Below are 23,818 nucleotides of genomic sequence, written 5' to 3' on the forward strand. Positions count from 1 at the left end.
GCACCGGTGCGCAGCGTGCGCCTGGTGGCCGACGACCTGCCGGCGTTCGTGCCGCAACCGGGCGAGCTGTTCAATGCGCGGCCCCAGCAGCAACACGGGGAACCGTCACGATGCCCGGCGCGGGAAGCCGTCACGATGCCCGGCGCGGGGAGCCGTCACGATGCCCGGCGCGGGAAGCCGTCACGATGCCCATGCCCTCGCCCCGCCCCCTGCCCCGCCCCTCCCTCTGCCCCTCCCCCTGCCCCACCCCGCCGCCCGGCCCTGCTACGCCGCCTTGGTCATGGCACCGCCCGGGGCGGCCTCACCCGCGTCGCGGTACATGTCCCGGTAGAGCCAGGCCCGCTCGGCGGCGCTCCAGGCGGTCGTGGTGACGACGTACAGGGCGGCGGCGAGCGGTACGACGGCGACGGTGATCAGGGTCGCGAACGAGAGCAGCGGCATCATCTTCACCATCGCCCCCATACCGGGCATGGGCTGCCCGTCGGGGCCGGTGGCCGGGGCCATCGGGTTGGCCGCCATCTGCCGCTTGGTCAGCCGGTAGCTGAAGGTGGCCACGGTGAGGACGAGCGCGAAGAGCCCGACGTACACCAGGCCCTGCGCCCCGAAGGCCCCGCCGTTCGCGAGGGCGTCGTGCCAGCGCCCGCCGAGCGGGGCGCCGAGGAGGTCGTGGCCGAGGAGCGCGTTGGGCTCGCCGCCGATGGAGCCGCTGGAGAACAGGTGGTAGAGCAGGAAGAACGCGGGCATCTGGAGCAGGCTCGGCAGGCAGCCGGAGAGCGGGGAGACCTTCTCGGCGGCGTGCAGTTCCATGATCGCCTTCTGCATCCGCTCGGGGTTCTTCCCGTGCTTCTTGCGGAGTTCGGCGATCTGCGGCTGGAGCCGGGTACGGGCCTTCTGCCCACGGGCGGCGGCCCGCGAGAGGGGGTGGACGGCGAGCCGGACGAGGGCGGTGAACAGGATGATCGCGGCGGCGGCGGACGCGCCGTGGAACAGCGGCTGGAGCAGATCGGCGAGGGAGCCGACCAGGTTCGCGAAAGCGGACATGAAGGCGGACATGGGTGAGCCCTCCGGGGGTCTCGTCGTGCCGGGAGTGGGACGTACGCATGCGGTACGCGGCAGGACGGCCGGTGCGGGGGCGCTACGGGTTCGACGTGCGGGAGTGCCCTACGCGGCGGCGGCCGTCAGGAGGGCGTGCCCGGGAGCTCGGGGCCTGGTCCGGCCGCGGGCGTCGGGGTCGCGTTGAGGCAGGAAGGCGGTGCGCTTCTCCCGGTCCCTGATCGCCGTACGGACCCGGGTGCGGGGCACCGGGGACGCGCAGCGGGCGCTGATCACGGAGCAGGCGAGGAGCGCGGAACCGACCGCGGCGGTGGCGGCGAGCGCCACGGCGGCGGAGAGGCCACCGCCCTCGGCGAGGACGACCTCGGCGAGGAGGAGGACCAGGAGGCCGACGGGCCGGAGCAGCCGGACGAAGGCACCGCGCAGACGGTTGGCGTCACGCATCGGCGTCTCCTCTCCGTACGGCATTCCGGTCGGTCCGGACGCTCCTTTCGTTATACACGATGATCGGATGGGCCCGGCTTCCCTGGCGCGGTCGCGGTTTCGGCGACCGGGGGCGCAAGGCGGCGAGCGCGACGCTCTCCCGTTGCCACCCAGTCGGAACGACAGGACGAAACCCCATAACTCTCCATGCTTCTCCGGCGAATCCGCTTCCACACCTCCCCGATCCCGCTTCCGGCCAGGCTTCCCACCTCTCCTCCCGACGGCCTCTGTCCGGCAGTACCGTGTGGTCCATGCGCCCCGACACGCCTGCCGACCACACCACCGAAGCCGAGCGCCTGCTGCGCACCGCGGCGCAGTACCCCGAGGACCGGGAACCGCTGGTCCTGCGGGCCGCGGCCCATCTGGAACTCGCCGGTGACCGTGCCCGCGCGAGCACGCTCTACGACGACCTGCTGGCCGCCCCCGAGTCCGCTGTCGAGAACCCGCACCTGATCAAGGCCCTGAAGGCGTCGAACCTCTGGGAGTACGGGCACGAGGCCGAGGCCCGCGCGATCATCGAGGGCATCCGCGCGGCGGGCCCGCTGGACGCGGCACCCTGGCAGGTCGCCGCCGAGACCCTGGAGACGCACGACGAGCTGGAGTCGGCGCACGACTTCTTCTCGACCGCGCTGACGCTGCTGCTGGCCCCGGGCGAGGAGGTCCCGTACGCGACGCAGTCCCTGCTCACGGGCCGGCACCGGGTACGCCGGCTGATGGGCCTGGCCCATGACCCCTGGGACGAGCTGGCCGGCGCCCTGCACACGGCCCCGGTCCCCCTGGACGAACTCCACGACCCGAAGCGCCTGTGGTCGCTGGGCTCCTCGGACCCGGTGGAGCTGGAGGCGGAGATCACCCGCCTGCGCGCGGAGCTGGGCACGTACCGCACGGCGCTCTCCCGCCCGTTCCCGGTGGCGGTGCTGCACTGGCCCGAGCGGGAACTCGGCGAACTCCTGACGGCGTACCCCGAGTTGACGGGCGAGTACGTGGACCGCGAGACCCACCTGTCCCGCCTGGAGGCGTCCCTGCGCGACCTCCACGCCACGGGCACCCCGAACCTGGGCATCGTCACGGGCACGGTCCCCTCGTACGAGGCCTTCGCCGCCTCCGAGGCCACGCCCCCCACCGACGCGGGCCTCCTCCCCCAATACGCCACCACCCTCGCCGCCCGAGGCCGCGCCACCCCTTGGCCCCCGTCACGCACGGCTGCCTGCTGGTGCGGGTCGGGGGAGGCTTATGGGGGGTGCCACGGGGGGTGAGCGTCCTGCGTGACAGCCGCGGCCCGATCCACGCAAGGGCTCCGGGCCGGGCCGTCGCGCAGGCTCCTCGATCACCGATGGCGCCGAGGCAGTTCATAGGACACTGGAAGCAATGAGCACGGCCAGACCTTCATCCCCGAGCGTGTCCGCCCGCATGAGCCGCCAGGCCAGGCGAGACACCGCTCCCGAGGTCGCGGTGCGCAAGCTCCTGCACGCGGCCGGTTATCGCTTCCGGGTGAACGCCCGCGTGCCGGACATGCCCCGGCGGACGATGGACATCGCCTTCCCCCGGTCCAAGGTCGCCGTGATGATCGACGGCTGCTTCTGGCACGGCTGCCCCGAGCACGCCACGCAACCGAAGGCGAACGCCCAGTGGTGGCGTGACAAACTCGACCGCAACATGGCACGCGACCGGGAGACGACCGAACATCTGGCCGCCGCGGGGTGGACGGTGCTGCGTTTCTGGGAGCACGAGGCGCCGGCCGGGGCCGCCGAGCTGGTCGCGGCGGCCGTCGAGCGGGAACGGCAGACACGGAACAAGGGCGGGGGCCGATGAGCAAGCTGCGGTTCGTCGATGTGTGCGCGGGCGCGGGCGGGTTGGCGCTGGGGTTGGAGGGGGCGGGATTCGATCCCGTACTGCTCCTGGACCGTAAGCGAGTGGCCTGCGAGACACTGCTCCTGAACCGGCCCACCTGGAACGTCCTGGAGATGGACCTTCTGGACTTCGATCCGGCCGAGCATCAGCACACCTACGACGTGGACCTGCTCTCCGCCGGGCTGCCCCGGGTGAAGTCCAGCGCGACGGTGGCGAGGGCGGAGACGGAGGAGGAGCTGCGGCTGTTGGAGGCCTCGGTGTTGCTCGCCCACTCCATCCGGCCCCGAGCCCTGCTCATCGAGAACGTTCCGGGGCTGGTGGACTCACCGAACTTCGAGGGCGTACGGGAGTTCATCCGCAAGGAGCTCGAACATCTCGGCTATCGCTTCCGTTGGTTCGTCCTGAACGCCGCCGACTTCGGCGTACCGCAGGATCGCAAGCAAGGGGTGCTCGTCGCGTTGAAGGAGCAGCACTTCGACGCGTTCGACCCGCCCGTTCCGACGGTCACGGTCCACGTACCGGTGGGGCGGGCGTTGCGCCGGTCCATGGCCGCCCGGGGTTGGCCCGGGGCCGACGCCTGGGCAGCACAGGCCGTGAGTGTCGCTCCGACGTTGGTGGGCGGCTCGGACAACCGGGGAGGTGCGGACCTGGGCCCGACGGGGTCGAAGAAGGCCTGGGAACGGATGGGGGTCAACGGCGGAGCGCTGGCCGACGACGTGCCGGGGCCGGACGACGCCATGTCCGGGATGGTCAAACTCACCGACGCGCAGACAGCTCTTCTGCAGGCGTTCCCACCTGGGTGGCAGTTCGCCGGGAAGAAGACCGCCCGCTATCGACAGATCGGACATGCCTCTCCGCCGCCGGTCGCGACGGCGCTCGGACGGGCCATCGCCACCGCCCTGAACAGCTGATCCCGGGTGAGGGCCGGACCTCGAAGGACGGGCGATACCCAACTTGATCGCTAGTTACACTTACACACCATGACCCACCCCTCCCCCCCTTCACTTCCCCCTGCGAAGTACGGGATCGTCGACCTCTTCGCAGGGCCCGGCGGCCTCGACATCGCCGCCACGATCATGAAGGACGAGGGTGTCGAGAGCATCGGGGTGGAATGGGACGACGCCACACGTGCCACGCGTACGGCGGCCGGCCTCCTGACCACCGACGTGAAGGACGTCGCCGCACTCGGGCCGTGCGACCCCTCGGTCGTCGAGGCGACCGTGCTCACCGGCGGGCCGCCCTGCCAGTCGTTCTCCGTCGCGGGGAGCCGGAAGGGCCATCAGGCTCTGGACGACGTGCTGCGCCTGGCCACGCGGCTGGCGGACCATGAGGACGAGACATCGTTCGATGTCGCCTGGAAAGAGGTCAAGGCCGAGACCGACGCGATGTCGGACGACCGGACGGGGTTCGTGCTTCAGCCGCTGCGTTGGATCATGGAGGCGAAGCTCAAGCGCCACAGGCCGTACGAGGTGATCGTGCTGGAGCAGGTGCCCACCGTGCTGCCGGTGTGGAAGCACTTCGCGGACATCCTCCGGAGGGCCGGCTACGCCGCCGAGGCCCATGTGTTGCACACCGAGGATTTCGGCGTCCCGCAGACGCGGCGCCGGGCGGTCCTGATCGCTCAGTTCGACCCGGGGAACGAACACCGTAAGGTCCGTTTCCCGGAGGCGACGCACCAGCGGTACCGGAAGGGCGCCGAACGGCTGCCCCCGACCCACGACCACCAGGACGGATCGCTGTTCCGCACCTCGCGCAGCGGGGGCGGCGTCGAGCCCTGGGTGTCCATGGGGGACGCGCTGCGCGCCACGCGGACGTCGGAATTCGTCATGGTCTCCAACTACGGATCCGGCGGCGATCCCAAGAACCGCGGACGCCGTGAGTCCGGAGAGCCGGCCCCGACGATCACCGGCAAGGTACGCCGCAACCGTCTCTACCGACTGAGGAAGGACAGGTCGGGCGAGATCGTGATCAGGGACAAGGACGAACTCGCGCGCCTCTCCCCGGCGGAGGCCGGTCTGCTGCAGACCTTCCCCACCGCCTACCCCTGGCGCTCCACCGACGTGGCGCAGCAGATCGGCAACGCCATTCCGCCTCGCCTGTCCCTGCACATCCTGAGCATGGCGCTGCTCCGCGAACCGCCGCAGGAGAAGTGGTACACGCTGTTGAAGGAGTGGCTGCCGCGGGAAGAACCGCCGCTGTCGTCGGCCCCGCCGGCGGCCGTTCGACGGCCGGCGCCACCTCAGGCCTCGGTGTCGGCCCCCTCGTCGGCATCCGCGCGGCCCCGTACGGGAGCTTCGGCGAAGAGTTCCGCGAAGTGATCGACGAGCACGTCGACCGATCGCTCCGGAGTTCTCTCCTCGTACGGTCCGACGGGCAGGTCCCTGCGCGGGACGGCCGGAGCTGACTCCGCCGCCTCGATCCATTCCCGCACCGGCCTGCCGTCCCGCTCCGCGTCGGGCGCGACGACGTCGTACATGAGTGTCGCGGCGGAGGCGTTGACGGCCGCCACCAGGGCGTTCACCTCCCGGCCGGTCCGCACGGTGCCTCGCTCCATCAGACGCACCATCGCCTGTGCCGTCGGTCGGTGGTCGATCACGTCGACCCGCAGCGCGGTGTTCAGCATGTCCTGGTTGGAACACACGGTCACCACCGGCCCGTAGTCGGGGCCGTCGCGGAACAACTCGGCAGCCCACCACAGTCGTGCGAACGCCTGGGTGTACGCCGGACCTCGGAACCGCCGGGCGGCGACCTTCGGCGGGGCGCCTTCCGATTTGGCCGCCAGGTGGCGCCAGACCACGTAGTCCGGCGCCATGCCCAGGGCCAGGTAGTTCCAGATCCTGCGGTCGGCCGCCTCCCGCCGGGTGAGCCTGAGCGTCGCGTGCAGACGAGGTGCCAACCAGCTGTCGGCAGCCGTCGGCCTGTCGTCCCGGAACTGGTACATCGCGTCCTCGACCAAGGCGCGCACCGGGTCCAGTTCCGCACGACTCCCACCGTCGTACGGGAGCGGCTCGGTGGACTTGTTGAGCGCTATGGCGGGTACGTCCTCCTTGCCCGAGAGCAGCCCCTCGGTGAGGTACTGCGCCGCGTTGAGGTCCGCGAGCAACGCCAGGCGCTCCGGGAGGAAGTTCGGCTTGTCGGTCATGCGTCGGTTCCTCGGTGGATGCCGTCCAGGCCACGGATGGTGGTGCTCAGCGCCTTGGGCACATCGGCTCTGCGTGTGGCGGCGTAGTGGATGCGCGGTTGGAGATCGGTCCAACCTGACGTTCCGGTCCTTCGTCGGTGGACCTCCCCCAGTGCGTCCTCGACGGGGCGGTCGGGTACGACGTCGGGCAGCATCTCGCGCAGCACCTCGCCTCTCCAATCTCGGGGAAACAGCGGAGTCCCGTCGTCCTCGATCTCCAGGTCTCCGATGGCGGTGTGGAAGACGGCCGTCCACACGTCCGTGCACATCTGGGCGATGAGCAGATCCCGCACCATGTTGTCGACCGAGGTGCCGTTGCCACCGACCAGCTCGGAGACCCCCTCGAAATCCGTGTTGATGTGCACGACGGGGAGGTCACCGGAGGTGTCCACGACCCAAGGCACCTCATGGAACCGACGCAGCCACTGAGGACCCTCACGGAATCCGACCTCGACGACGTCGAGTTCCCGATCGCGCAGCGGGGCTTCGGCCTTCAGGTCGACGATCCAGTCCCTGGTCGAGGCGGCGATCTCCCGTCCCGCCACGCCGTCCACCGTGGCGACGACATGGACGGACATCGTGGCCCGGTCCAGATGGTCCGCACGCCACAGATCGAGGTGTCCCACCCACTGTCGGCCGCCCTCCGACCCGGGAGTGAGGGCCGTGGTGATCCGTGTGTTGGTGGCCCCTTCGCCCAGCACGACGACGACCGCCAGGTCGGTCCAGGGGCTGTCGGGAGCGGTCGCCCTGCCCGGCACCGTGGCCGAGACCTTCATCCGGAGCCACTCCCAGTCGTCCCGCCCCGACGCACCGGGCGCGACCACCTGCTCGACCGCGGAGAAGGCACTGATGTCGAGAGGGTCCCTGGTGTCGTCCGGGCCCCGCAGCTCGACGGAGGTGACCCGGAGCGACACCACACCGGGAAGTCGCTGATACGGGTATGCCCTCATGCCTGGGCCCCCTTGTCGGTGCGGAGTTCCACGACGAGGCCGCTGAACTGGGCTCGTACCGGATGGGTGGACACGTCCGTGGTTCCACGGAAGGTCGCGGTGCGCGAACCGGGGGCGAAGCGGATCGCGCCGTCGACGATCTCGCAGTTGTGGACGGCGACGAGCTCGGACCAGGCCAGGATCGGGCGGGGCCCGGAGCGCACGTCGAGCTTGGCCACCGGTGAGGGGCGCCAGGAATCGCCGCCGGCGGGGATCTTCATCTCGGCCGTGACGCACCACGCGCCGCTGTCGTCGATCCGCGCGTCGAGCTCTTCCAGCGTCGGTGGGCCCGCCACCGGTGTGGGTCGGGTCGTCCTGCGTCCCCCCACCGCCAGACGCTTGCGCAGACGCTCCGAGCCGACCTTGCGCCCCTTCTTCGGCAGGGCGACCAGATCGCGCACGGCCTTGTTCGCCTGGGTCGTGAGCGCGCCGATCCGTCGGTACGCGGAGGGCGAGTACAACATCCGCAGCTCCTCCGTCTGCCCCCACTTGTCGTGCTCGGGCGGTTCGGCGGCGCGCAGGAATGCCTCGGCCTCGTCCGCGAAGGGAGCGTCCTCCCCCGCCGCCCTGCCCGCGAGCAGGACAGCCTGGAAGGGGTTGGTGCCCACCGGCAGGCCGGGCACCCAACCGATCTTGACCGTCATGCGGTTGCCCCGCATCGTCGTCACCCTGTTCGGCTTTCCGTGGTCGCGGTCCTCGGCCTCCGTGACCAGTACGACCGCCCGGTGCTCACCACCGTTTCCACGACCGGCCCGCCCCGGCACCATCAGCGGGACGGTCGCCATGGCCACCTGCCCGGCCTCCGTCATCCTGTCGACGGTCGTACCGTCCAGGAAGGCCTGAAGGGCGCGTGTCCGTGAGGGCTGGGTCTCCCGAGGGTCGACCCGCGTCTCGGGAATGATCTCCACCCCGTTGCGGAGCGTCCTCACGGACGCCTCCAGCAGAGGCCTCTGCTTCCCCCCGCCGGTCATGGCCGCCCAGAAGTTCCGACCGAGTGCCTCCTTGAGGCGATGGTGCATGCGGTGCACGCTGTCGTCGTCCTCGACGTCGGCGTTCCCCTCGGTCCCCTCGACGAGGCTGGCGACATCGTGCGCGCCGACGATGAGGAAGGACGTTCCGGGCTCGGTGCTCTCTCTCGTGAGGTGGAGGCGTTCGACGCTCTCCTCGTCGGCCCACCACGAACGGGCCACGTCGACGTCCTCCGCGTCCGGGTCCGGCCGACCGAACCAGGCGGGGCCGGCCCACGGCCTACCGTCCACCTCGCGCCAGGGAAGATCGAGGCGACCGACGAGCCGACGCTCGGTCCGGCCCTCGTGCGGCTCCGACAGGGTGGAGTTCATGAGGACCAGGCCCAGGCGGCTGGTCGCCCAGAGCGTCGCCTTCCCCAGGCCGTAGGACCCACCGGCACCGCTCACCGACTTCTGGCTGTCGAGCTGTCGACGTACGACCGCGGCGAAACGGCCGGTCTCGTAGTCGTCGCCGGTCAGGCCGGAGGCATTGTAGTCGTCGATGCGGAGGAGCACCAGCCGGTCCCGGTCGTACATGTCGCTCAGACCGGCCGCGATCATGCGTCCGACCTTCTGGTCCTGCTCCGCGGCCGCCTCGTAGTGGGGCAGCAGGTCGTCCCAGCGGATCTCGTCGCGGAACCGGGCCAAGGCCTCGCCCGACAGTTCGTGCAAGGTGTATCGGACCCGGACCGGCTGGGCGAGGTCGAGCCGTTCGTCGAGGCTGTTCTGGGTCGCCTCCCTGGCCAGGACCTCGACGTCGGCCTCGAAGGCGAAGGCCGCCGCGTTCCCGAACTCGCGGCCGCCGTCGGCGTGGCCCGGCCGGTGGTACCAGGAGACCGGCAGGCCGACCAGGGCGTCGGCGGTACGGGTGTGAATCGTCCCCAGGTCCGTACCGAGCGCCTCGGCGATCTTGGTGATCGTCTCCTCGCGGGGGGTCGCCCGGCCCGTGATCCAGGCCGAGACCGCAGCTCGCGTCAGGCCGATCCGCTGCGCCAGGTCGGCCTGGCTCATGCCCGACTGCTTCAGCTGCCGGGCCAGCCAGGGACCGAAGTCCATGCCCGTGTCCAACGTCATCACTCCTCAGCTGCCGCGTCGCCCATGAACTGCACGATACACCCGCCGTTTGACACTGACACCCCGTCCGACAACAGCGTTTGACACAGCACGTGGAGCCTTCATTGCCTCTCTCACCCCCTCGACCAAATGACCCCCGATGCCCGATAGGGGCGAATTTCGAGATCCACCCCCATTCGATCCCACTTACTCGATTCACCCCCGATGCGCACAGCGGCAGCACCACGAGAACCGCCTTTCCTCCACGCCCCGGGGCCTTGTGGCGGCACCTTCCAGCCGTGTAGCGTGAAATCGGGAACGCCTTTACCGGGAGCGGCCGAACCTCTCCTGGCAAGGGCCCTCTTCGGCATGCCCTGAATTCATCTACGACACCCGGGAAGCGAATTTTCCAATAAGTCGACAAATCCCTTGCATCGGCCGATCACATGGGTTTGGGTTCTTCCACGTTTCCCGTCCCGAGATTGGCCAGAACCTTCCCGCCCACTTTTGCCACCCACCCGAAGAAACCTTCCTCCTGGCGGATCAACTCGCCTCGCCGTGGGCTTTTCCGCCCTTCCGCACGTGCGCCATTTCTCGTCACGCCCGGTACACATACAAAAAGAACCCAGGGGACTCTACATGGACACCAACCCGCCCGATCCCGACGACGCCGCGTCCGGACTCGTCGAACAGTACGATTCCATCGGGGACCCTGCGCTGCGGTCCGAGTTCCTCGACCAGGCCGGGACGACGCGTTCGTACATCAACTGGGTGCGACTCCGGCGCGCCAGGGCGGCCCGTGAAGACTCGTCGGCCCCCGCACCGGACGAAGTCGCTCCGCAGGCCCTCGAACCGGATGGTCGGAAGGGTGCGCAGCGGCCTGCCCCTCCCCTGCCGAATCGTTCCCGCACCGCCAACACCCGTCCGCCCAACAACACGGGCGGCATCAGCCGGAACAGGCGTCGCCGGAACCGTGAGTACCCGTAGCTCGTCGTCCATGTCTTCGGGCTCGACCGTCCCGGCACCTCGTCGGACTCCGAGCTCCTATCGTTGAGTCGGCGGCCGGCCGCTTCCCCCGCAGCGGCCGGCCCCGGCTCCTCCCGCGTTCAGCTCACAGCCATGGAATGGGAATACTTTGAACCACCCCAATGTGACGGGCAGTTCGGGCGAAACGTCCGTCATCCAGACAATCATCGAACAGTCGGCGCGCGTGTTGGAGACGTATCGCGTCGACCCGGGGTTGATTCTGGAGCACGCCAATGGTGAGCGGCGGATCACGCAGGGCGGTTACGGGGACCGCCAGTTGTTCGAGCTCGTCCAGAATGCCGCGGACGAGATCGCGCACTCTCCGGGCGGTAAGGTGCACGTCGTACTCACGAACACCCACCTCTACTGCGCGAACGAGGGCAAGGAGGTCACGGCGGAGGGCGCCGAGACCATTCTCCGGATGAGCGTTTCGAAGAAGCGCGGCGGGCAGATCGGCCGCTTCGGGGTGGGGGTGAAATCGGTCCTCGCCGTCACCGACGCCCCTCAATTCTTCAGCAGCTCCGGGTCCTTCGGCTTCGACCGGGCGTGGTCGTTCGAGGAGATCAGGAAGGCCGGCGGTGGCGTACTCGGCGGCGACTTCGAGGCCCCGGTGCTGCGTATGGCCCGTCCCTTGGAGGTCGAGAAGGAGCGTTCGGCGGATCCCGTCCTGGACGAGTTGCTCGGCTGGGCCACCACCGTGGTCCGGCTTCCTCTCCTGCCGGGCGCTGCCGATCGCCTGGGACACGACATCCACACGGTCGCCGGCCAGGAGATCCAGCGGGAGTTCCCCGCCCGTTTCCAACTCTTCTCCCATCACGTGGGAACGGTGGTCCTGGAGAACCGTCGGGTGATGCCGCAGATCCGGCGGGAGATCACGGTCGAGCACGAGGACGTCGTGCACACGATCCACGAAGCCCGTACGGGCAAGCCAGAATCCCGCGCCACCTGGAAGGTCTTCACCCACGCCCACCGGCCCACCGAGCGGGCCAGGGCCAGCGCGGGCGAGATGCACGACCGGGGGACGATCGACGTCTCGTGGGCCGTTCCCGCATACACCGGCGACACCGTCCTCACCGTTCCCAAAGGACGCGGCGAGTTCTGGTCGTTCTTCCCGACCAAGTACCCGATGACCTTGGCGGGCATCCTCAACGGCGCCTGGAAGACGAACGAGGACCGCCAGAACCTCTTGGACTCCAGCCCCTTCAACGAGGAGATCATCCAGGTCGCGGCGAAGCTGGTCGTCGAGTCGCTGCCTCGGCTGGCCCCCGCGGAGGACCCCGGCGCCTACCTCCCGCTGCTGCCCGGCCGGACCAGGGAGTCGGAGACCCTCAACTGGGCCGACAGGTATCTGACCGAGCAGATCTGGAAGCTGACCGCACAGCTGCCGTCCCTTCCCGACCAGGACGGCGTCCTGCGGGTGCCTCGGGAACTGCGCGTCCACCCCGCTCCGATCGGAAAGTCGCCCCTCAAGCTCGACTGGCTGCGGATGTGGAACGCCTACCCCGGGCGTCCCGCGAACTGGGTCCACCCCTCCGTGGAGGCCGCCGAGTTCCGCCCCGGCAAGGTGGGGCACATCCTGGAACAGACCAGGCAGGGCCGCGCGACCGTCCGGGAGTGGTTGGAGGCGCTGGTCGGCGACGGTACGGCCGAGGCTTCAGCCGTCGCGATCCGCATTCTCGCCGCGATGGTCGAGATCGGCTCGCCCTTCGCGGAAGAGGCCCGAACGGCGCGCATCGTGCTGACCGAGGAGAGCGGGTTGGTGCCCCCCGTGGTGGGCAAGGTCTTCCGCAGGGCCGCCCAGGACGGTCTGCGGGACGGCACGACGTACGTGGACGCCGCCCTCTCCGAGGACCAGTCGCTCATCAGCGACCTCAACACCATCGGCATCCGGGAGGCGGACTCCCGCGGCCGCTTCATCGGGGTCCTCGAGCAGGGCTTCACCGGTTACGGTCCCCAGGACTGGGGGCGCTTCTGGGAGCTGTTCCACAGTGCGGGCGGCAGCCAGGTGAGCGGCGAGGTGATCGCCCGGGTCCCCGACCCTCTGACCACGCTGTACGTACGCACGGTGGACGGCCGTTTCCACCGTATGCGGGACTGTCTCCTGCCCGGAGCCGTGGTGCCCGGTGACGGATCCCGGGACGTCTCGGTGGCGGTGGATCTGGACTTCCACTCCGACGACAGGATGGTCTTCCACGAGTTCGGTCTCCGTGCTGTGCCTACCGCGGGGCACCGCCCCTCGTCGGACGAAGCCTGGTTCGCCGAGTACGCGACGGCGATCTATGACAGCTATTGCAGGACGTTGAGCAGCAACGCGAACCGCCCGCAGTTCAACAGGCTCAAGTTGGAGGGCTCACCGATCGGCGGTCCGCTGCACCTCCTGGAGCGATTGTCGGACGAGGGGCGGGCCGCGTTCGTCAAGGCGTTGCCGGAAGCGGGCGTCATCGACACCTGGACCATGCAGTTCGGCGTCCAGGTGGCCACGCGCAAGTCCGTTCGCTCCCCGCTGCGTTGGATGCTCGGTCGCCACGGCCGCGTCCCCACCTCGCAGGGCATCGTCCCGCTCTCCGACGCCGTGGGCCCTCAGCTCCACGCGTACGCCGATGTCCTGCCGGTGGCGGACATCAGCGCCGAGAAGGCCCGCAAGCTGCATATGCCGACCGTGGTGGACGACGTCCCGGTGAAGCAGTGGGACCGCCTGCTCGAACAGCTCCGCACCAGCGACGACGACGCCTTCGTCGGCCGTACGTACGTGATGCTGACCCAGCTCGGGGTGGACTTCCCCGAGGGGGAGCTCACCCGTTGCCGGATCGGGTCGGAGTGGTCCGCGCAGGAGGACGACAAGATCGCTGTCGCGGCCTCCGACGCGGAGTACCGAGCGCTGCGCGCGGAGCAGATCCCCGCGCTGCTCGCGGGAAGCCCCGAAGACGCGGCTCTGCTCGTCAGGACGTGGGGCATGTTGCGCCACGCCGATGTCATCACCAAGGAGACCCGTCATGTGGGCATCGGCGAGCCCACGTCCCTGCACGACGAGTTCCCCACGCTGCGCCTGCGCAAGGGCAACGTGGTCAACAACTACCGGCTGCTGCGCTGCTCCGAGCTGGAGGAGGTGACCCGTACCCCCCGGGGCAGCCAGCCCACCGCCCTCAAGAGCGCCCTCCAGGGTGACACCGTGCTCGTCCTCGAACCCGAGAGCAGGCTCGCGGCTCTGACGGCCGTCGACCGCGAGCTGCGCTGGGGGATGGGAGAGGCGGGATGCCGGGCGGTTCTGGAGGCCCAGGAGCGGCAGGAGGCCGATCAGCAGCTCCAGGCCGCGCTGCGCCGGGTCCGGGAGGCGGAGAGCGTCGAGGAGAAGCTGGAGCTGCTCATCGGAGAGGAAGCGCTGCAGGCCGGACTGCCGCCCGGTCTGCTGGACAGCGAGCGGGTCGAGCTCGGGGGCGTCGAGCCGTCGGCCCGGCGGATCGCGCGGATGGCGTACAACGCCCATGGCGACGGCGTACTGCACGTGCACACCCGTGACCTGCTGGCCGCGTATCCGAGCCACGCGCCGTCGAGCTTCACCGGCTCCTCGCCCGCGGTGAAGTTCGTCTCCGACTTCGGCTTCCCCGACTCCTTCGCGGGGACCAGGGCGCCTTCGCTGCCGCCGAGGATCGAGATCCCCGGCCCCACCGAGTTCCCGCGCCTGCACGACTACCAGGAACGTCTGGCGACCAAGGTGTTCGCGATGCTCGACCGGTTCGCGCCCCAACGCGGAATGCTGTCCCTGCCCACGGGGGCGGGCAAGACCCGGGTGGCGGCGGAGGCGGTGATCCGCTGGGTCAAGTCCGTCGGGGAGCTGGACGGCCCCATCCTCTGGATCGCCCAGACCGAGGAACTCTGTGAGCAGGCGGTCCAGAGCTGGAGCTTCGTCTGGTCGAAGGTCGGTGCCGAGAGCCCGCTGACGATCAGCAGGCTGTGGACGACCAACGAGGCGGGGCCGGTGAGCGACCGACCGCACCTCGTGATCGCGACGGACGCGAAGCTCCGCAACTGCCTCGGAACCGATGGATACGCGTGGCTCCGGAAGGCGAGTCTGGTCATCGTCGACGAAGCCCATGTCGCCATCTCTCCCCAGTACACGAAGATTCTCGAGCAACTCGGTCTGACCGCTCGTGACACGCGGCGCCATCTGCTGGGGCTCACCGCGACGCCCTTCCGCAACACGAACGACGAGGAGACGAAGCGCCTGGTCCAACGCTTCGGCGGTCAGCGTCTCGACGACGGGATCTTCCCGTCCGGCGACGCCTACGCGGAGCTGCAGGAACTCGGCATGCTGGCCAAGGTCGACCACCGGGAGCTGGTGGGCGGCACCATCGAGCTGACCGACGACGAGAAGGAGCGGGCCGATCAGATGAGCCTGCTGTCGAAGGCGGCCGAGCAGCGCCTCGCCGACGACCAGGACCGCAACAACCGCATCCTGGAAGAGATCGCCGAGATGCCCGCCGACTGGCCGGTCCTCGTCTTCGCCACGTCCGTGGCGCACGCCAAGTTCCTCGCGGCGAAGCTCAAGGACCGTGACATCACCGCCGCCTCGGTGGACTCGGCAACCTCTGCGGGCGAGCGCAGGAGGAGCATCGGCGACTTCCGCCGCGGCCGTGTTCGCGTCCTCACGAACTACGGTGTTCTCACCCAGGGGTTCGACGCCCCGGCCACCCGGGCCGTCGTCGTCGCCCGCCCCACCTACAGCCCCAACGTCTACCAACAGATGATCGGTCGTGGTCTGCGCGGTCCCGGCAACGGAGGCAAGGAGACCTGCCTGATCCTCAACGTCCGTGACAACATCACCAATTACGGCAAGGCGCTCGCCTTCACGCAGTTCGAGCACCTGTGGAGGGCCAAGTGACCGACGCGTACCACGACAGCCCGCCCCTGACCGAGGAACAGCGGGCTGTGGTCGAGCAGACCTGGGACGCCCGGTTGCTGGTCACGGCCGGCGCGGGTGCGGGCAAGACACACACCCTGGTCCGCCGCCTCGACGCCCTCATGGGCCACGAGGAGGAGGCTCTCGAAGCCGGCGAGATCCTGGTGCTGAGCTTCTCCCGCGCGGCGGTCCGTGAGCTGCGCGAGCGGATCGCGCTGCACGCCCGGGAGGCCCGTCGGGTCCGGGTGCAGACCTTCGACTCCTGGGCCTACTCGGTGCTGCGCGGTGAGCAGCCCGACCGGGACTGGGGCGCCCTGCGCTTCGACGAGCGGATCAGGGAGACGACCGAGGCGATCCTGCGGGGGGTCGTCGAGGAGAGCGAGCAGGGGCCCCCGACCCACGTGGTGATCGACGAGGTCCAGGACCTGGTGGGCGACCGCCGGGACATGGTGGAGACGCTGCTGGACCGCTTCCAGGACAGCTGCGGTTTCACGGTGGTGGGGGACGGCGCCCAGGCCATCTTCGGCTTCCAGGTCTCCGACCAGGAAGCCCGTGCGGCGGAGACGAACTACTTCTTCGACTGGCTGCGGGCCTCCTACCCGGACGACCTGGTCGAGCTGCACCTCACCACCAACTTCCGGGCCCGCACGGAGGAGGCCCGTACGGCTCTCGCTCTCGGCGCCGAGCTCAAGAGACTGCCGTCGGAACCCGCCGAATCCGACGCGGCCGGCGAGAAGTTCCACCGGCGGCTGACCGACCTGCTGCGCTCGTGTCCCGACTTCGGCCCTCTGGACGACCCGTTCACCGTCGAGTCGCTCCGGGCCTACCCGGGCACCTGCGCCATCCTCTGCAGGGACAACCGCCAGGCTCTGGTGCTGTCCGAGGCGCTGTTCTCCCTCGGAGTGGGGCATCGGGTCCAGCGCGCCCTCCAGGACCGTCCCGTCCCGGCCTGGGTCACCTCGGTCCTGCGCAACACGGGTACCACCACCTTGACCGAGGAACGCTTCCAGGAGCTGCTCTCCGCCGGACCGACCGCCCCCGTCGGGGGCCGTGCCCGGATCTGGCGTTCCCTGCGCGGTGCCGCCCGCGCCCCCCGAGGGCTGATGGATGTGGCGGGGGTGCGGCGTCTGGTCGCCGAAGGGCGCTTCCCGGACGACCTGGCGGCCGTGGAACCCGCGAACCTGGTGGTGTCGACCGTGCACCGCGCCAAGGGGCTCGAATTCGATCGGGTGATCGTGGTGGAACCGGCCACGACGGCGGAACTGCGCAAGCAGCACACCCATGTCGACCCGGCGGCCGAGGCTCGTTCGCTGTACGTGGCGATGACCCGCGCCCGGGACGACCTGTTCCGTATCGCCGCGCCCGACACGGCACTCGTACGCCGGGACAGGGTCACCGAACGCTGGTACCTGGGCGGCTGGAAGTCGTACATCCGCGACGGGATCGTGGCTTCCGGGCAGGACGTGGGTCGGGAGCATCCGCCCGGTACGGACGGCTTCACCGACGACGCCCCGTCCTTGCAGGACTACTTGGCCGCGTCGGTCTCTCCCGGTGACGAGCTGGTTCTCCGGCCCCAGCACGAGATGCCCATGGCCGCCGACCAGAGTCCTCCGTACACGATCTTTCACGGAGATCGGCCGATCTCCGTCGTCTCGGAGCGGTTCCGCAAGGATCTCCACACGTCCCTGAAGATCAACAAGACGTGGGAGATCAACTGGCCGGTGGAGATCAACGGCTTCCGGGTCGACTGCCTGGAGAGCGTCGCGGGCAGCAGCGCCTCCGGTGCCCGCGCCGGCCTCGGCGACCATGGCATCTGGACGGTGCCCCGCATGTCAGGGCTCGGGCGTTACAGGCGCGTCAGAGGGACCGCGCAGGAAGGCATCGTCGGATGACCAACGACATGAACGTTCACGCCGCCCACTACGCACTCCGGGAAGGGCTCGTCGAGCAGCTCCGCCAGGACCTCCTCGGTCCCCGAACCGCCGACGAGATCCTGACCCAGGATCCGCCGATCACCACGTACCCGATCGGGGTGTTGTTCCCCAGGGCGTCCGATCGCGAGTCCGAGCAGGTGCTGGCGGAGGACGCGGCGGAGAACGACGGGCTCGACGACGCTCCGCTCGTACGGAGAGGGAGGGACGTCGAGGACACGCTGCCCGATCTCGGTACGGCCCCCGTCGGTGACCGGCGTCCTTCGTCCATGGGGCTGACGTTCGCCGTGGACCCCGAGATCTCCCCCCGTCTCGTCGTCCGCACGGAGGCCGCGGCCTACGATCCGGTCGACCAGGACGGACGGCGTGTGACCGCCGAGCGCGCGGAGGCCCGGACCGTCTCGGAGCAGAAGGAGCACTGGCGTCGACGCGAGCTGTCCGTGCGCCCGGTGACCGTCGATGTGACGGTTCCCCGCCGCTACCGGGTGAACGACCTCCACGAGGGCGTGGCGTTGTACGTGGTCGTCCGACCAAAGGCCCCGTCGAGCGGAACGGTCACCGTGACCGTGACGCTGATCAACACGAACCTGGTGGGCAAGCACGCCTTCCAGGACGCCTTCTGTCTCTACCAGCCCCGACTGACCGTGACCACCGAGTCCGGTGCGCCGGGCGTGGTCGACCGCCCGTCCGAGCGCAGGGTGGTCGACCCCGAGGTGGCGACGAGCCGGCTGCTGCACCGGCACGCGCCCACCTTCGCCGTCGGGCACGGCTGCTCGGCGGACTGGGACTGGACTCCGCCGCCCATCGGCGCCCCGAACGTCGAGCGCGCGGCGATCACCACCGTACGCACCGAGTTCGTACCGGCACACGACGTCCTGCTCACCGACTCCAACCCCGAGATCGACGATTCGGCCCTCAGCATGGAGGACCTGGCGACCCGGCCCGAGAGCGAGATCCTGTCGGCGCTCAACGAGCTGATGGCCGGGTACGCGGAGTGGATCGAGCGCAAGGAGGCGGAGGCCTCCGCGTTCCGGGGCACCCCGCACGAGCCCCCGGCTCGGGCGCAGATCGAGCACTGTCGCACGGCTCTGGCCCGTATGCGTCGCGGTATCGGAGTCCTCGGCACGGACGGCGAGGCGATGAGGGCCTTCCGTCTCGCCAACCGTGCGATGGCTCAGCAACGGGCCCGCAGCGAGTGGGTGAAGAAGGGACGCGAGGGCTCACCCGACACGGCCGCGGGGCGCTGGCGCCCGTTCCAGATCTCCTTCATGCTCCTCTGCCTCGAAGGAATCGTGGACCCCGACCACGACGATCGCCGTACCGCCGACCTCCTGTGGTTCCCGACAGGTGGTGGCAAGACCGAGGCGTACCTCGGCCTGATCGCCTTCACGACCTTCCTGCGACGCATGAGGCTGAAGGAGCACGGCGGTGGCGTGACGGTCCTGATGCGCTACACCTTGCGACTGCTCACCCTGCAGCAGTTCGAGCGTGCCGCGTCGCTGATCTGCGCCATGGAACGTATCCGTCTCGGCGACGAACGGGCGCTGGGGACCGAACCCATCTCCATCGGCATGTGGGTGGGGCAGTCCGCCACGCCCAACAAGCTCTCGGTCGCCGAGGAGAGCCTCGTGGAGCTTCGTAAGGAGAAGGAGCTTCAGGAGAAGAACCCGGTCCAACTGCACGCGTGCCCGTGGTGCGGCACCCGTATCGACGCGTACCAGTACGAGGTCGACGAAGAGGCCAAGCGGATGTACGTCCGCTGCCCCGACACGTGGTGCGACTTCCACGGCGGCCTGCCGGTCCACCTGGTCGACGAAGCCGTCTACGAAGCGCGCCCCACGCTGGTGATCGCCACGGTCGACAAGTTCGCCGCCATGCCGTGGCGGGAGCGGACCGCCGCGCTGTTCAACCGTGACCGCGAGGACGGCACTCCGCCTCCGGAGCTGATCGTGCAGGACGAACTCCACCTCATCTCGGGACCGTTGGGCACTCTCACCGGTCTGTACGAGACGGCTGTGGACCTGCTCGCGAACGAACCGAAGGTCATCGCGTCGACGGCGACGATCCGTCGGGCCTCGGAGCAGGGCAACAAGCTGTTCGCCCGCGAGGTCGCCCAGTTCCCGCCGGCGGGCATCGACGCCAGGGACTCGTGGTTCGCCGTGGAGACACCCAAGGAGCGCAAGGCGAGTCGACAGTACGTCGGACTGCTCACGCCGAGCACGAGCCAGTCCACCCTGCTCATCCGCACCTACGCCGGCCTGCTGCACCGGGCCGCACAGGGCGAGGACGCGGACGAGGTACGTGACGCGTACTGGACGCTCGTCGGCTACTTCAACAGCCTTCGGCTGTTGGCCGCCGCGGAGTTGCAGGTCCATGACGACGTCGACGCCCAGCTCGGCTTCCTGGCGGACCGGGACGGCGGCGAGCGGCGGAAGGTCCTGGAGCAGACCGAGTTGACCAGTCGGGCGAACTCCAGCGAGGTGCCGAAGCGGCTCAAGCAGGTGGAGCGACGGTTGCCGCATTCCGATGTCGTGGACGTCCTGCTGGCCACCAACATGATCTCGGTCGGCGTCGACGTGGACCGACTCGGACTGATGGCCGTCATGGGACAGCCGCAGACCACGGCCGAGTACATCCAGGCGACCAGCCGGGTGGGCCGCCGCCACCCCGGCCTGGTGGCCGTGATGCTCAACGCGAACCGCTCCCGGGACCGTTCGCACTACGAGAGCTTCCAGCACTACCACTCGGCGCTGTACCGCGAGGTCGAGTCGACCAGCGTGACCCCGTTCTCCTCCCGATCCCGCGACCGGGGCCTTCATGCCGTCATCGTCGCGCTCGCTCGCATCCTGATCCCCGCGGCCCGCCCGAACGACGGCGCCGGACGGATCGAGGAGTTCCGCGACGAACTGGACCAGGTGGTCCGAACGGCCCTGCTGGCCCGGGTCGAGGCCGTCGATCCGGACGAATACGAAGCGACGGCGGACGCCTTCGACGAGTTCGTCGACCGGTGGGCGGAGAAGGCCGAGAGCAACGGCGGTCTGCTCTACGAGCCGAAGCGCGGCCGTAGGACTCCGTCGCTGTTGTGCGGCTTCGAGGCCGTCGGCGAAGACGCCTGGCCCACCCTGTGGAGTCTGCGCGATGTCGACGCCGAGTCCGCCCTGTTCATGGAGGCAACCCGATGACCCCTCCCCCCGCCCGGCGCCGCAGGCCCGGAGCGCCGGAGCGCAGCTATCCCCGTCGCGGTGCGGTCCGTCGCGCCCAGATGATCACGACCTACGGCGTCGGCTCGCTCGTCGCGGTGGACAACGAATCGTTCATGGTCACCGGGATCGACTCGTGGAGCATCACCGACGCACCGACCGTCTTCGAGCACCGGTTGGCCCGGGTCCTCGGCGTGAAGTCGTTCCGCCTGCCTCCGGCATCGGACGACACGAGCAAGGACGGCGTGCACGTACGCCGCTTTCCCCTGTGGCACTCGTGCCCGACGTGCACCGTGCTCCAGCACGTACGGCAGTTCAACTCTCCGCCGGGTAGGAACGAGTGCGGTGACTGCGAGGAGGACCTCGTCCCCTCGCGCTTCGTCATGGCTTGCGCCAAGGGCCACATCGACGACTTCCCGTACTGGAAGTGGGCACACCGCAAGAATCGGCAGGAGGGTGAGGCCGGCTTCTGCGGCGGAGAGATGCGACTGCGCACGAGCGGGAAGACCGCGTCCCTCCGCTCGATCCTGATCTCCTGCACCTGCGGTGTTCCCGAAGTGTCCATGGAGGGTGCCTTCAGCGGCACGGCGTTGTCCGACCTGAAGGTCTTCTGCAGCGGCAGACGCCCCTGGCTCAAGGACGCGCCGACCGATCGCTGCTCCGAGAGGCCACGCACCCTGCAACGCGGTTCGTCCGTCGCCTGGCAGCCGATCGTGCGGACCGCGTTGTCGATCCCCCCGTGGAGCGACGGCCACTTCACCCGTCTCCAGAACCACATGGACCAGCTCCGTGAGCTGTACGAGACCGGGAACAGCGGCGGGATCGAGATCTACCTCAAGGCCCTCGCGCTGACGGAGAAGTACGACTTCTCGGCAGCCAAGGTCATCGCGCTGCTCGAAGCGGAGAACCAGGAGGACGCGGGCGCCGACGAGACAGCCCCCGCGGACAGCGCCTTCGTCGCCCTCCGGAGGCAGGAGTACGAGCGGCTGATCGAGGGGCAGGCGGAGAGCGAGTCGGATCACGAGGACCAGTTCGTGTGCGAGCCGCCCCGGTCCTCCCCGACCGTGCTGACCCCGTACGGGGTCACGGGCCCCATGCTGGTGAAGCGGCTGCGGGAAGTCCGCGCACTCAAGGCGTTCTCCCGGGTCGACACACCCGAGACCCGAACGGACGTCCACGAAGCCGCTCTCTCCCTCAACGATCTGGACTGGCTGCCCGCGATGGAGGTGCAGGGCGAGGGTGTCTTTCTCCGGCTCGACGAGCAGCGGCTGGACACCTGGTCCCGGAGCGCGGCCGTAGCGGCGCGGGCCGAAGTCATACGGACCAACCACACCCGCATGATGCGCGAACGGTCCCAGGACCCGGACTCCGTCCCCGAATCGCCGGCCACTCCCCGCATGGTTCTCCTCCATACCCTCGCTCACGCGCTGATCAACGAGTGGAGCCTGGACGGCGGCTATCCGGCGGCCTCGCTCCGGGAACGGCTGTACGCGGGCGAGACCATGGCGGGCATCCTCATCTGCACGGCGACCAGCGACTCCGCGGGAAGCCTCGGTGGGCTGGTCGCGCAGGGCGAGCCCACCCGCCTCCAACGGTCCCTGGACTCGGCCCTCGACAGGGCTCGGTGGTGTTCCTCCGACCCTCTCTGCGTCGAGTCCGAGGGGAGCGGCGTCGGCGGCATCAACCTCGCGGCCTGCCATGCCTGCGTGCTCCTCCCGGAGACGAGCTGCGAGCACAACAACGGCTTGCTCGACCGTGCTCTTCTCATCGGGACCCCGGAGAACCCGTCGATCGGATTCTTCAGCGAAGTTCTGAGTTCCTGAGCCCACGGTCGTACGGCTTCGGGTATACGGCTTCGGGCAGCTCGGCCTCGAAGTGCGTCTGCGCACGGTCCAGAGCACTGTCCGGATCGCAGCCGTGGGCCCGGAGCCGGTGGAGGAGGTCGGCGATCACGTCGATGGCGGCCTCCTCCGCGTGGGCCACGCCCGGTGGCCCACGCGAGGCCCCCCTGTCCGTGACGCGATCCCCATCAAGCCCAGCAACGCTTCCGCCTCGGCGACTCGTGGTCCTTCGACGTGATCGATCGACGAACGCAGCCCGGTGGCCGGCTCGCACCAGGTGACCTCGGAGTCACCTCTGAGGACGACACTCCACCGCTCCGCCACGCCGTCGACGAGCACCAGCCCTCTTCCTCGCTCGTCCTCCTCTGCACCCGCACCGAGGGTAGGCAGTGTCCGGGTCTCCGGGTCGCTGACTTCGAGGCGCAACCGGCTGCCGCTCATCGAGACGGCCAGGCGAGCCGGCGTCCCCACTCCGACGTGCTCCATCACGTTCGTCACGAGCTCTGTAGCGCATAGCTGTGCGTCCTGCACGGTGTCCGCCAGGCCCCACAGCGCAAGGTGCAGGCTGATCACTCGCCTGAGACCGGCGAGCTCCTCGGGCTCCGCCAGGAGCGAAATGTCCCAGGCTCGGCGAACCACGCCGAAGCGGCAGCCAGCCCTGTCGATCACCACTCTCGCCACGCACACGGTCACCCATCGCGACCGACCCCGGGGCAAGACCGACAGCGGAACTCTCATTTTGGAACTCGCACAAGGAAGCATCGGGGGGCGCGCCCGCCAACACGCGCACCCGGCGTACGCCACCTTGCTCGAAGCGGACATCGCCGTGCAGGTACTCCCGTTCGCAGCGGGCGCCCACGCGGCCGCGGTCGGGAGCTTCGTCATCCTCGGCGGCCCGGACCCCGAACTCGGTGTGGTCTACGTGGACATCATCGGTGGCGGGCTTTTCATGGAGAAGCCCGCAGAACTGGCACGTTATAAGTTGGCGTTCGAGTACCTGCGTGCGCAGTCCCTGGACATCGAGCGGTCTGCCGCGCTCCTGGAACAAGTGAGCAGGGAGCTTTGATGGATCACGGCGTCGGCCACTGGTTCAAGTCCTCGTACCGCGGGGGCAGCGGCACGGAGTGCGTGGAAGTCGCCGACCTGTCGGCAGCTGTGGGAGTACGCGACTCGACGCGGCCCCAAGGCCCGCACATAGCCGTCGGCCATGCGGCCTGGTCCGGATTCCTCACAAGCATGGCAGCGCGAAGGTAGGCGCCGGAGAAGTCCCGCCACCAGGTCTCGTACGGCGGAACGTGGTACGTGC

Annotated in this window: 17 protein-coding genes and 1 pseudogene; 11 read left to right on the forward strand and 7 right to left on the reverse strand. The window is 69.4% G+C overall.

Annotation, left to right across the window (positions count from 1 at the left end; all coding sequences use genetic code 11):
* Positions 1–264: 264 nt before the first annotated feature.
* Together AB0917_RS11550 and AB0917_RS11555 are read right to left on the reverse strand one after the other, a co-directional pair.
* Positions 265–1,053 (reverse strand): YidC/Oxa1 family membrane protein insertase, encoded by a 789-nt coding sequence (locus AB0917_RS11550; RefSeq protein WP_366819297.1) that lies wholly within the window; start codon positions 1,051–1,053, stop codon positions 265–267.
* 108 nt (positions 1,054–1,161) lie between these two features.
* Positions 1,162–1,497 carry a DUF6412 domain-containing protein gene (locus AB0917_RS11555; protein ID WP_366819298.1) on the reverse strand — a complete coding sequence of 112 codons (336 nt, stop codon included), beginning with the start codon at positions 1,495–1,497 and terminating at the stop codon, positions 1,162–1,164.
* Between the two features lie 290 nt (positions 1,498–1,787).
* Here AB0917_RS11555 and AB0917_RS11560 point away from each other — a divergent pair, with 290 nt between their 5' ends.
* The 4 genes from AB0917_RS11560 to AB0917_RS11575 all read left to right on the forward strand — a co-directional run bounded on the left by AB0917_RS11560 (position 1,788) and on the right by AB0917_RS11575 (position 5,705).
* Positions 1,788–2,792: an SEC-C domain-containing protein gene (locus AB0917_RS11560; RefSeq protein WP_366819299.1), complete on the forward strand. Its 1,005-nt coding sequence runs from the start codon at positions 1,788–1,790 to the stop codon at positions 2,790–2,792.
* A 112-nt stretch (positions 2,793–2,904) separates the two neighbouring features.
* The gene (locus AB0917_RS11565) at positions 2,905–3,348 is read left to right on the forward strand and encodes a very short patch repair endonuclease (protein WP_366819300.1); all 444 of its coding nucleotides are present in this window, start codon (positions 2,905–2,907) and stop codon (positions 3,346–3,348) included.
* Entirely contained in the window at positions 3,345–4,298 is a 954-nt protein-coding gene (locus tag AB0917_RS11570; protein WP_366819301.1) for a DNA cytosine methyltransferase, read from the forward strand. Before AB0917_RS11565 ends, AB0917_RS11570 begins: the two co-directional genes overlap by 4 nt.
* A 69-nt stretch (positions 4,299–4,367) precedes the next feature.
* Positions 4,368–5,705 carry a DNA cytosine methyltransferase gene (locus AB0917_RS11575; protein ID WP_366819302.1) on the forward strand — a complete coding sequence of 446 codons (1,338 nt, stop codon included), beginning with the start codon at positions 4,368–4,370 and terminating at the stop codon, positions 5,703–5,705.
* Here the strand turns inward: AB0917_RS11575 and AB0917_RS11580 are convergent.
* From AB0917_RS11580 to AB0917_RS11590, 3 genes are read right to left on the reverse strand one after another with little or no spacing between them, the layout of a single operon-like run.
* The gene (locus tag AB0917_RS11580; protein WP_366819303.1) at positions 5,627–6,529 is read right to left on the reverse strand and encodes a DUF6339 family protein; all 903 of its coding nucleotides are present in this window, start codon (positions 6,527–6,529) and stop codon (positions 5,627–5,629) included. The two genes, AB0917_RS11575 and AB0917_RS11580, sit on opposite strands and share 79 nt — an antisense overlap.
* The gene (locus tag AB0917_RS11585; protein WP_366819304.1) at positions 6,526–7,518 is read right to left on the reverse strand and encodes a hypothetical protein; all 993 of its coding nucleotides are present in this window, start codon (positions 7,516–7,518) and stop codon (positions 6,526–6,528) included. Before AB0917_RS11585 ends, AB0917_RS11580 begins: the two co-directional genes overlap by 4 nt.
* Positions 7,515–9,638 (reverse strand): helix-turn-helix transcriptional regulator, encoded by a 2,124-nt coding sequence (locus AB0917_RS11590; protein WP_366819305.1) that lies wholly within the window; start codon positions 9,636–9,638, stop codon positions 7,515–7,517. Before AB0917_RS11590 ends, AB0917_RS11585 begins: the two co-directional genes overlap by 4 nt.
* Positions 9,639–10,256: 618 nt before the next feature.
* Between AB0917_RS11590 and AB0917_RS11595 the strand changes: the two genes are divergently transcribed.
* The 5 genes from AB0917_RS11595 to AB0917_RS11615 all read left to right on the forward strand — a co-directional run bounded on the left by AB0917_RS11595 (position 10,257) and on the right by AB0917_RS11615 (position 22,494).
* A complete protein-coding gene (locus tag AB0917_RS11595; RefSeq protein WP_366819306.1) occupies positions 10,257–10,604 on the forward strand; it encodes a hypothetical protein in 348 nt (115 codons plus the stop codon).
* Positions 10,605–10,752: 148 nt separating this feature from the next.
* Positions 10,753–15,522 (forward strand): DEAD/DEAH box helicase, encoded by a 4,770-nt coding sequence (locus AB0917_RS11600; RefSeq protein ID WP_366819307.1) that lies wholly within the window; start codon positions 10,753–10,755, stop codon positions 15,520–15,522.
* Positions 15,519–17,432 carry a UvrD-helicase domain-containing protein gene (locus AB0917_RS11605; protein WP_366819308.1) on the forward strand — a complete coding sequence of 638 codons (1,914 nt, stop codon included), beginning with the start codon at positions 15,519–15,521 and terminating at the stop codon, positions 17,430–17,432. The genes AB0917_RS11600 and AB0917_RS11605 overlap by 4 nt, the downstream gene beginning before the upstream one ends.
* Entirely contained in the window at positions 17,429–20,653 is a 3,225-nt protein-coding gene (locus AB0917_RS11610; protein WP_366819309.1) for a helicase-related protein, read from the forward strand. The genes AB0917_RS11605 and AB0917_RS11610 overlap by 4 nt, the downstream gene beginning before the upstream one ends.
* Positions 20,650–22,494, forward strand: coding sequence for a DUF1998 domain-containing protein (locus AB0917_RS11615; protein WP_366819310.1), 1,845 nt, complete (start codon positions 20,650–20,652; stop codon positions 22,492–22,494). The genes AB0917_RS11610 and AB0917_RS11615 overlap by 4 nt, the downstream gene beginning before the upstream one ends.
* Here AB0917_RS11615 and AB0917_RS11620 read toward each other — a convergent pair.
* Both AB0917_RS11620 and AB0917_RS11625 read right to left on the reverse strand, forming a co-directional pair.
* Complete coding sequence (locus tag AB0917_RS11620; protein ID WP_366819340.1) at positions 22,472–22,654, reverse strand: hypothetical protein; 183 nt, start codon at positions 22,652–22,654, stop codon at positions 22,472–22,474. The genes AB0917_RS11615 and AB0917_RS11620 overlap by 23 nt on opposite strands.
* Positions 22,621–23,397 carry an ATP-binding protein gene (locus AB0917_RS11625; RefSeq protein WP_366819311.1) on the reverse strand — a complete coding sequence of 259 codons (777 nt, stop codon included), beginning with the start codon at positions 23,395–23,397 and terminating at the stop codon, positions 22,621–22,623. Before AB0917_RS11625 ends, AB0917_RS11620 begins: the two co-directional genes overlap by 34 nt.
* On the opposite strand from AB0917_RS11625, the pseudogene AB0917_RS11630 reads away from it, so the two are divergent.
* Together AB0917_RS11630 and AB0917_RS11635 are read left to right on the forward strand one after the other, a co-directional pair.
* A pseudogene (locus tag AB0917_RS11630) lies at positions 23,333–23,578 on the forward strand (Scr1 family TA system antitoxin-like transcriptional regulator); the annotation flags it as partial. The gene AB0917_RS11625 and the pseudogene AB0917_RS11630 overlap by 65 nt on opposite strands.
* On the forward strand, positions 23,578–23,766 hold the full coding sequence (locus AB0917_RS11635) for a DUF397 domain-containing protein (RefSeq protein WP_366819312.1): 189 nt from the start codon (positions 23,578–23,580) through the stop codon (positions 23,764–23,766). The pseudogene AB0917_RS11630 and the gene AB0917_RS11635, both read left to right, overlap by 1 nt.
* Positions 23,767–23,818 lie beyond the last annotated feature (52 nt).

The sequence above is a fragment of the Streptomyces sp. NPDC007346 genome (genome assembly GCF_040703535.1).
Taxonomy (GTDB): domain Bacteria; phylum Actinomycetota; class Actinomycetes; order Streptomycetales; family Streptomycetaceae; genus Streptomyces.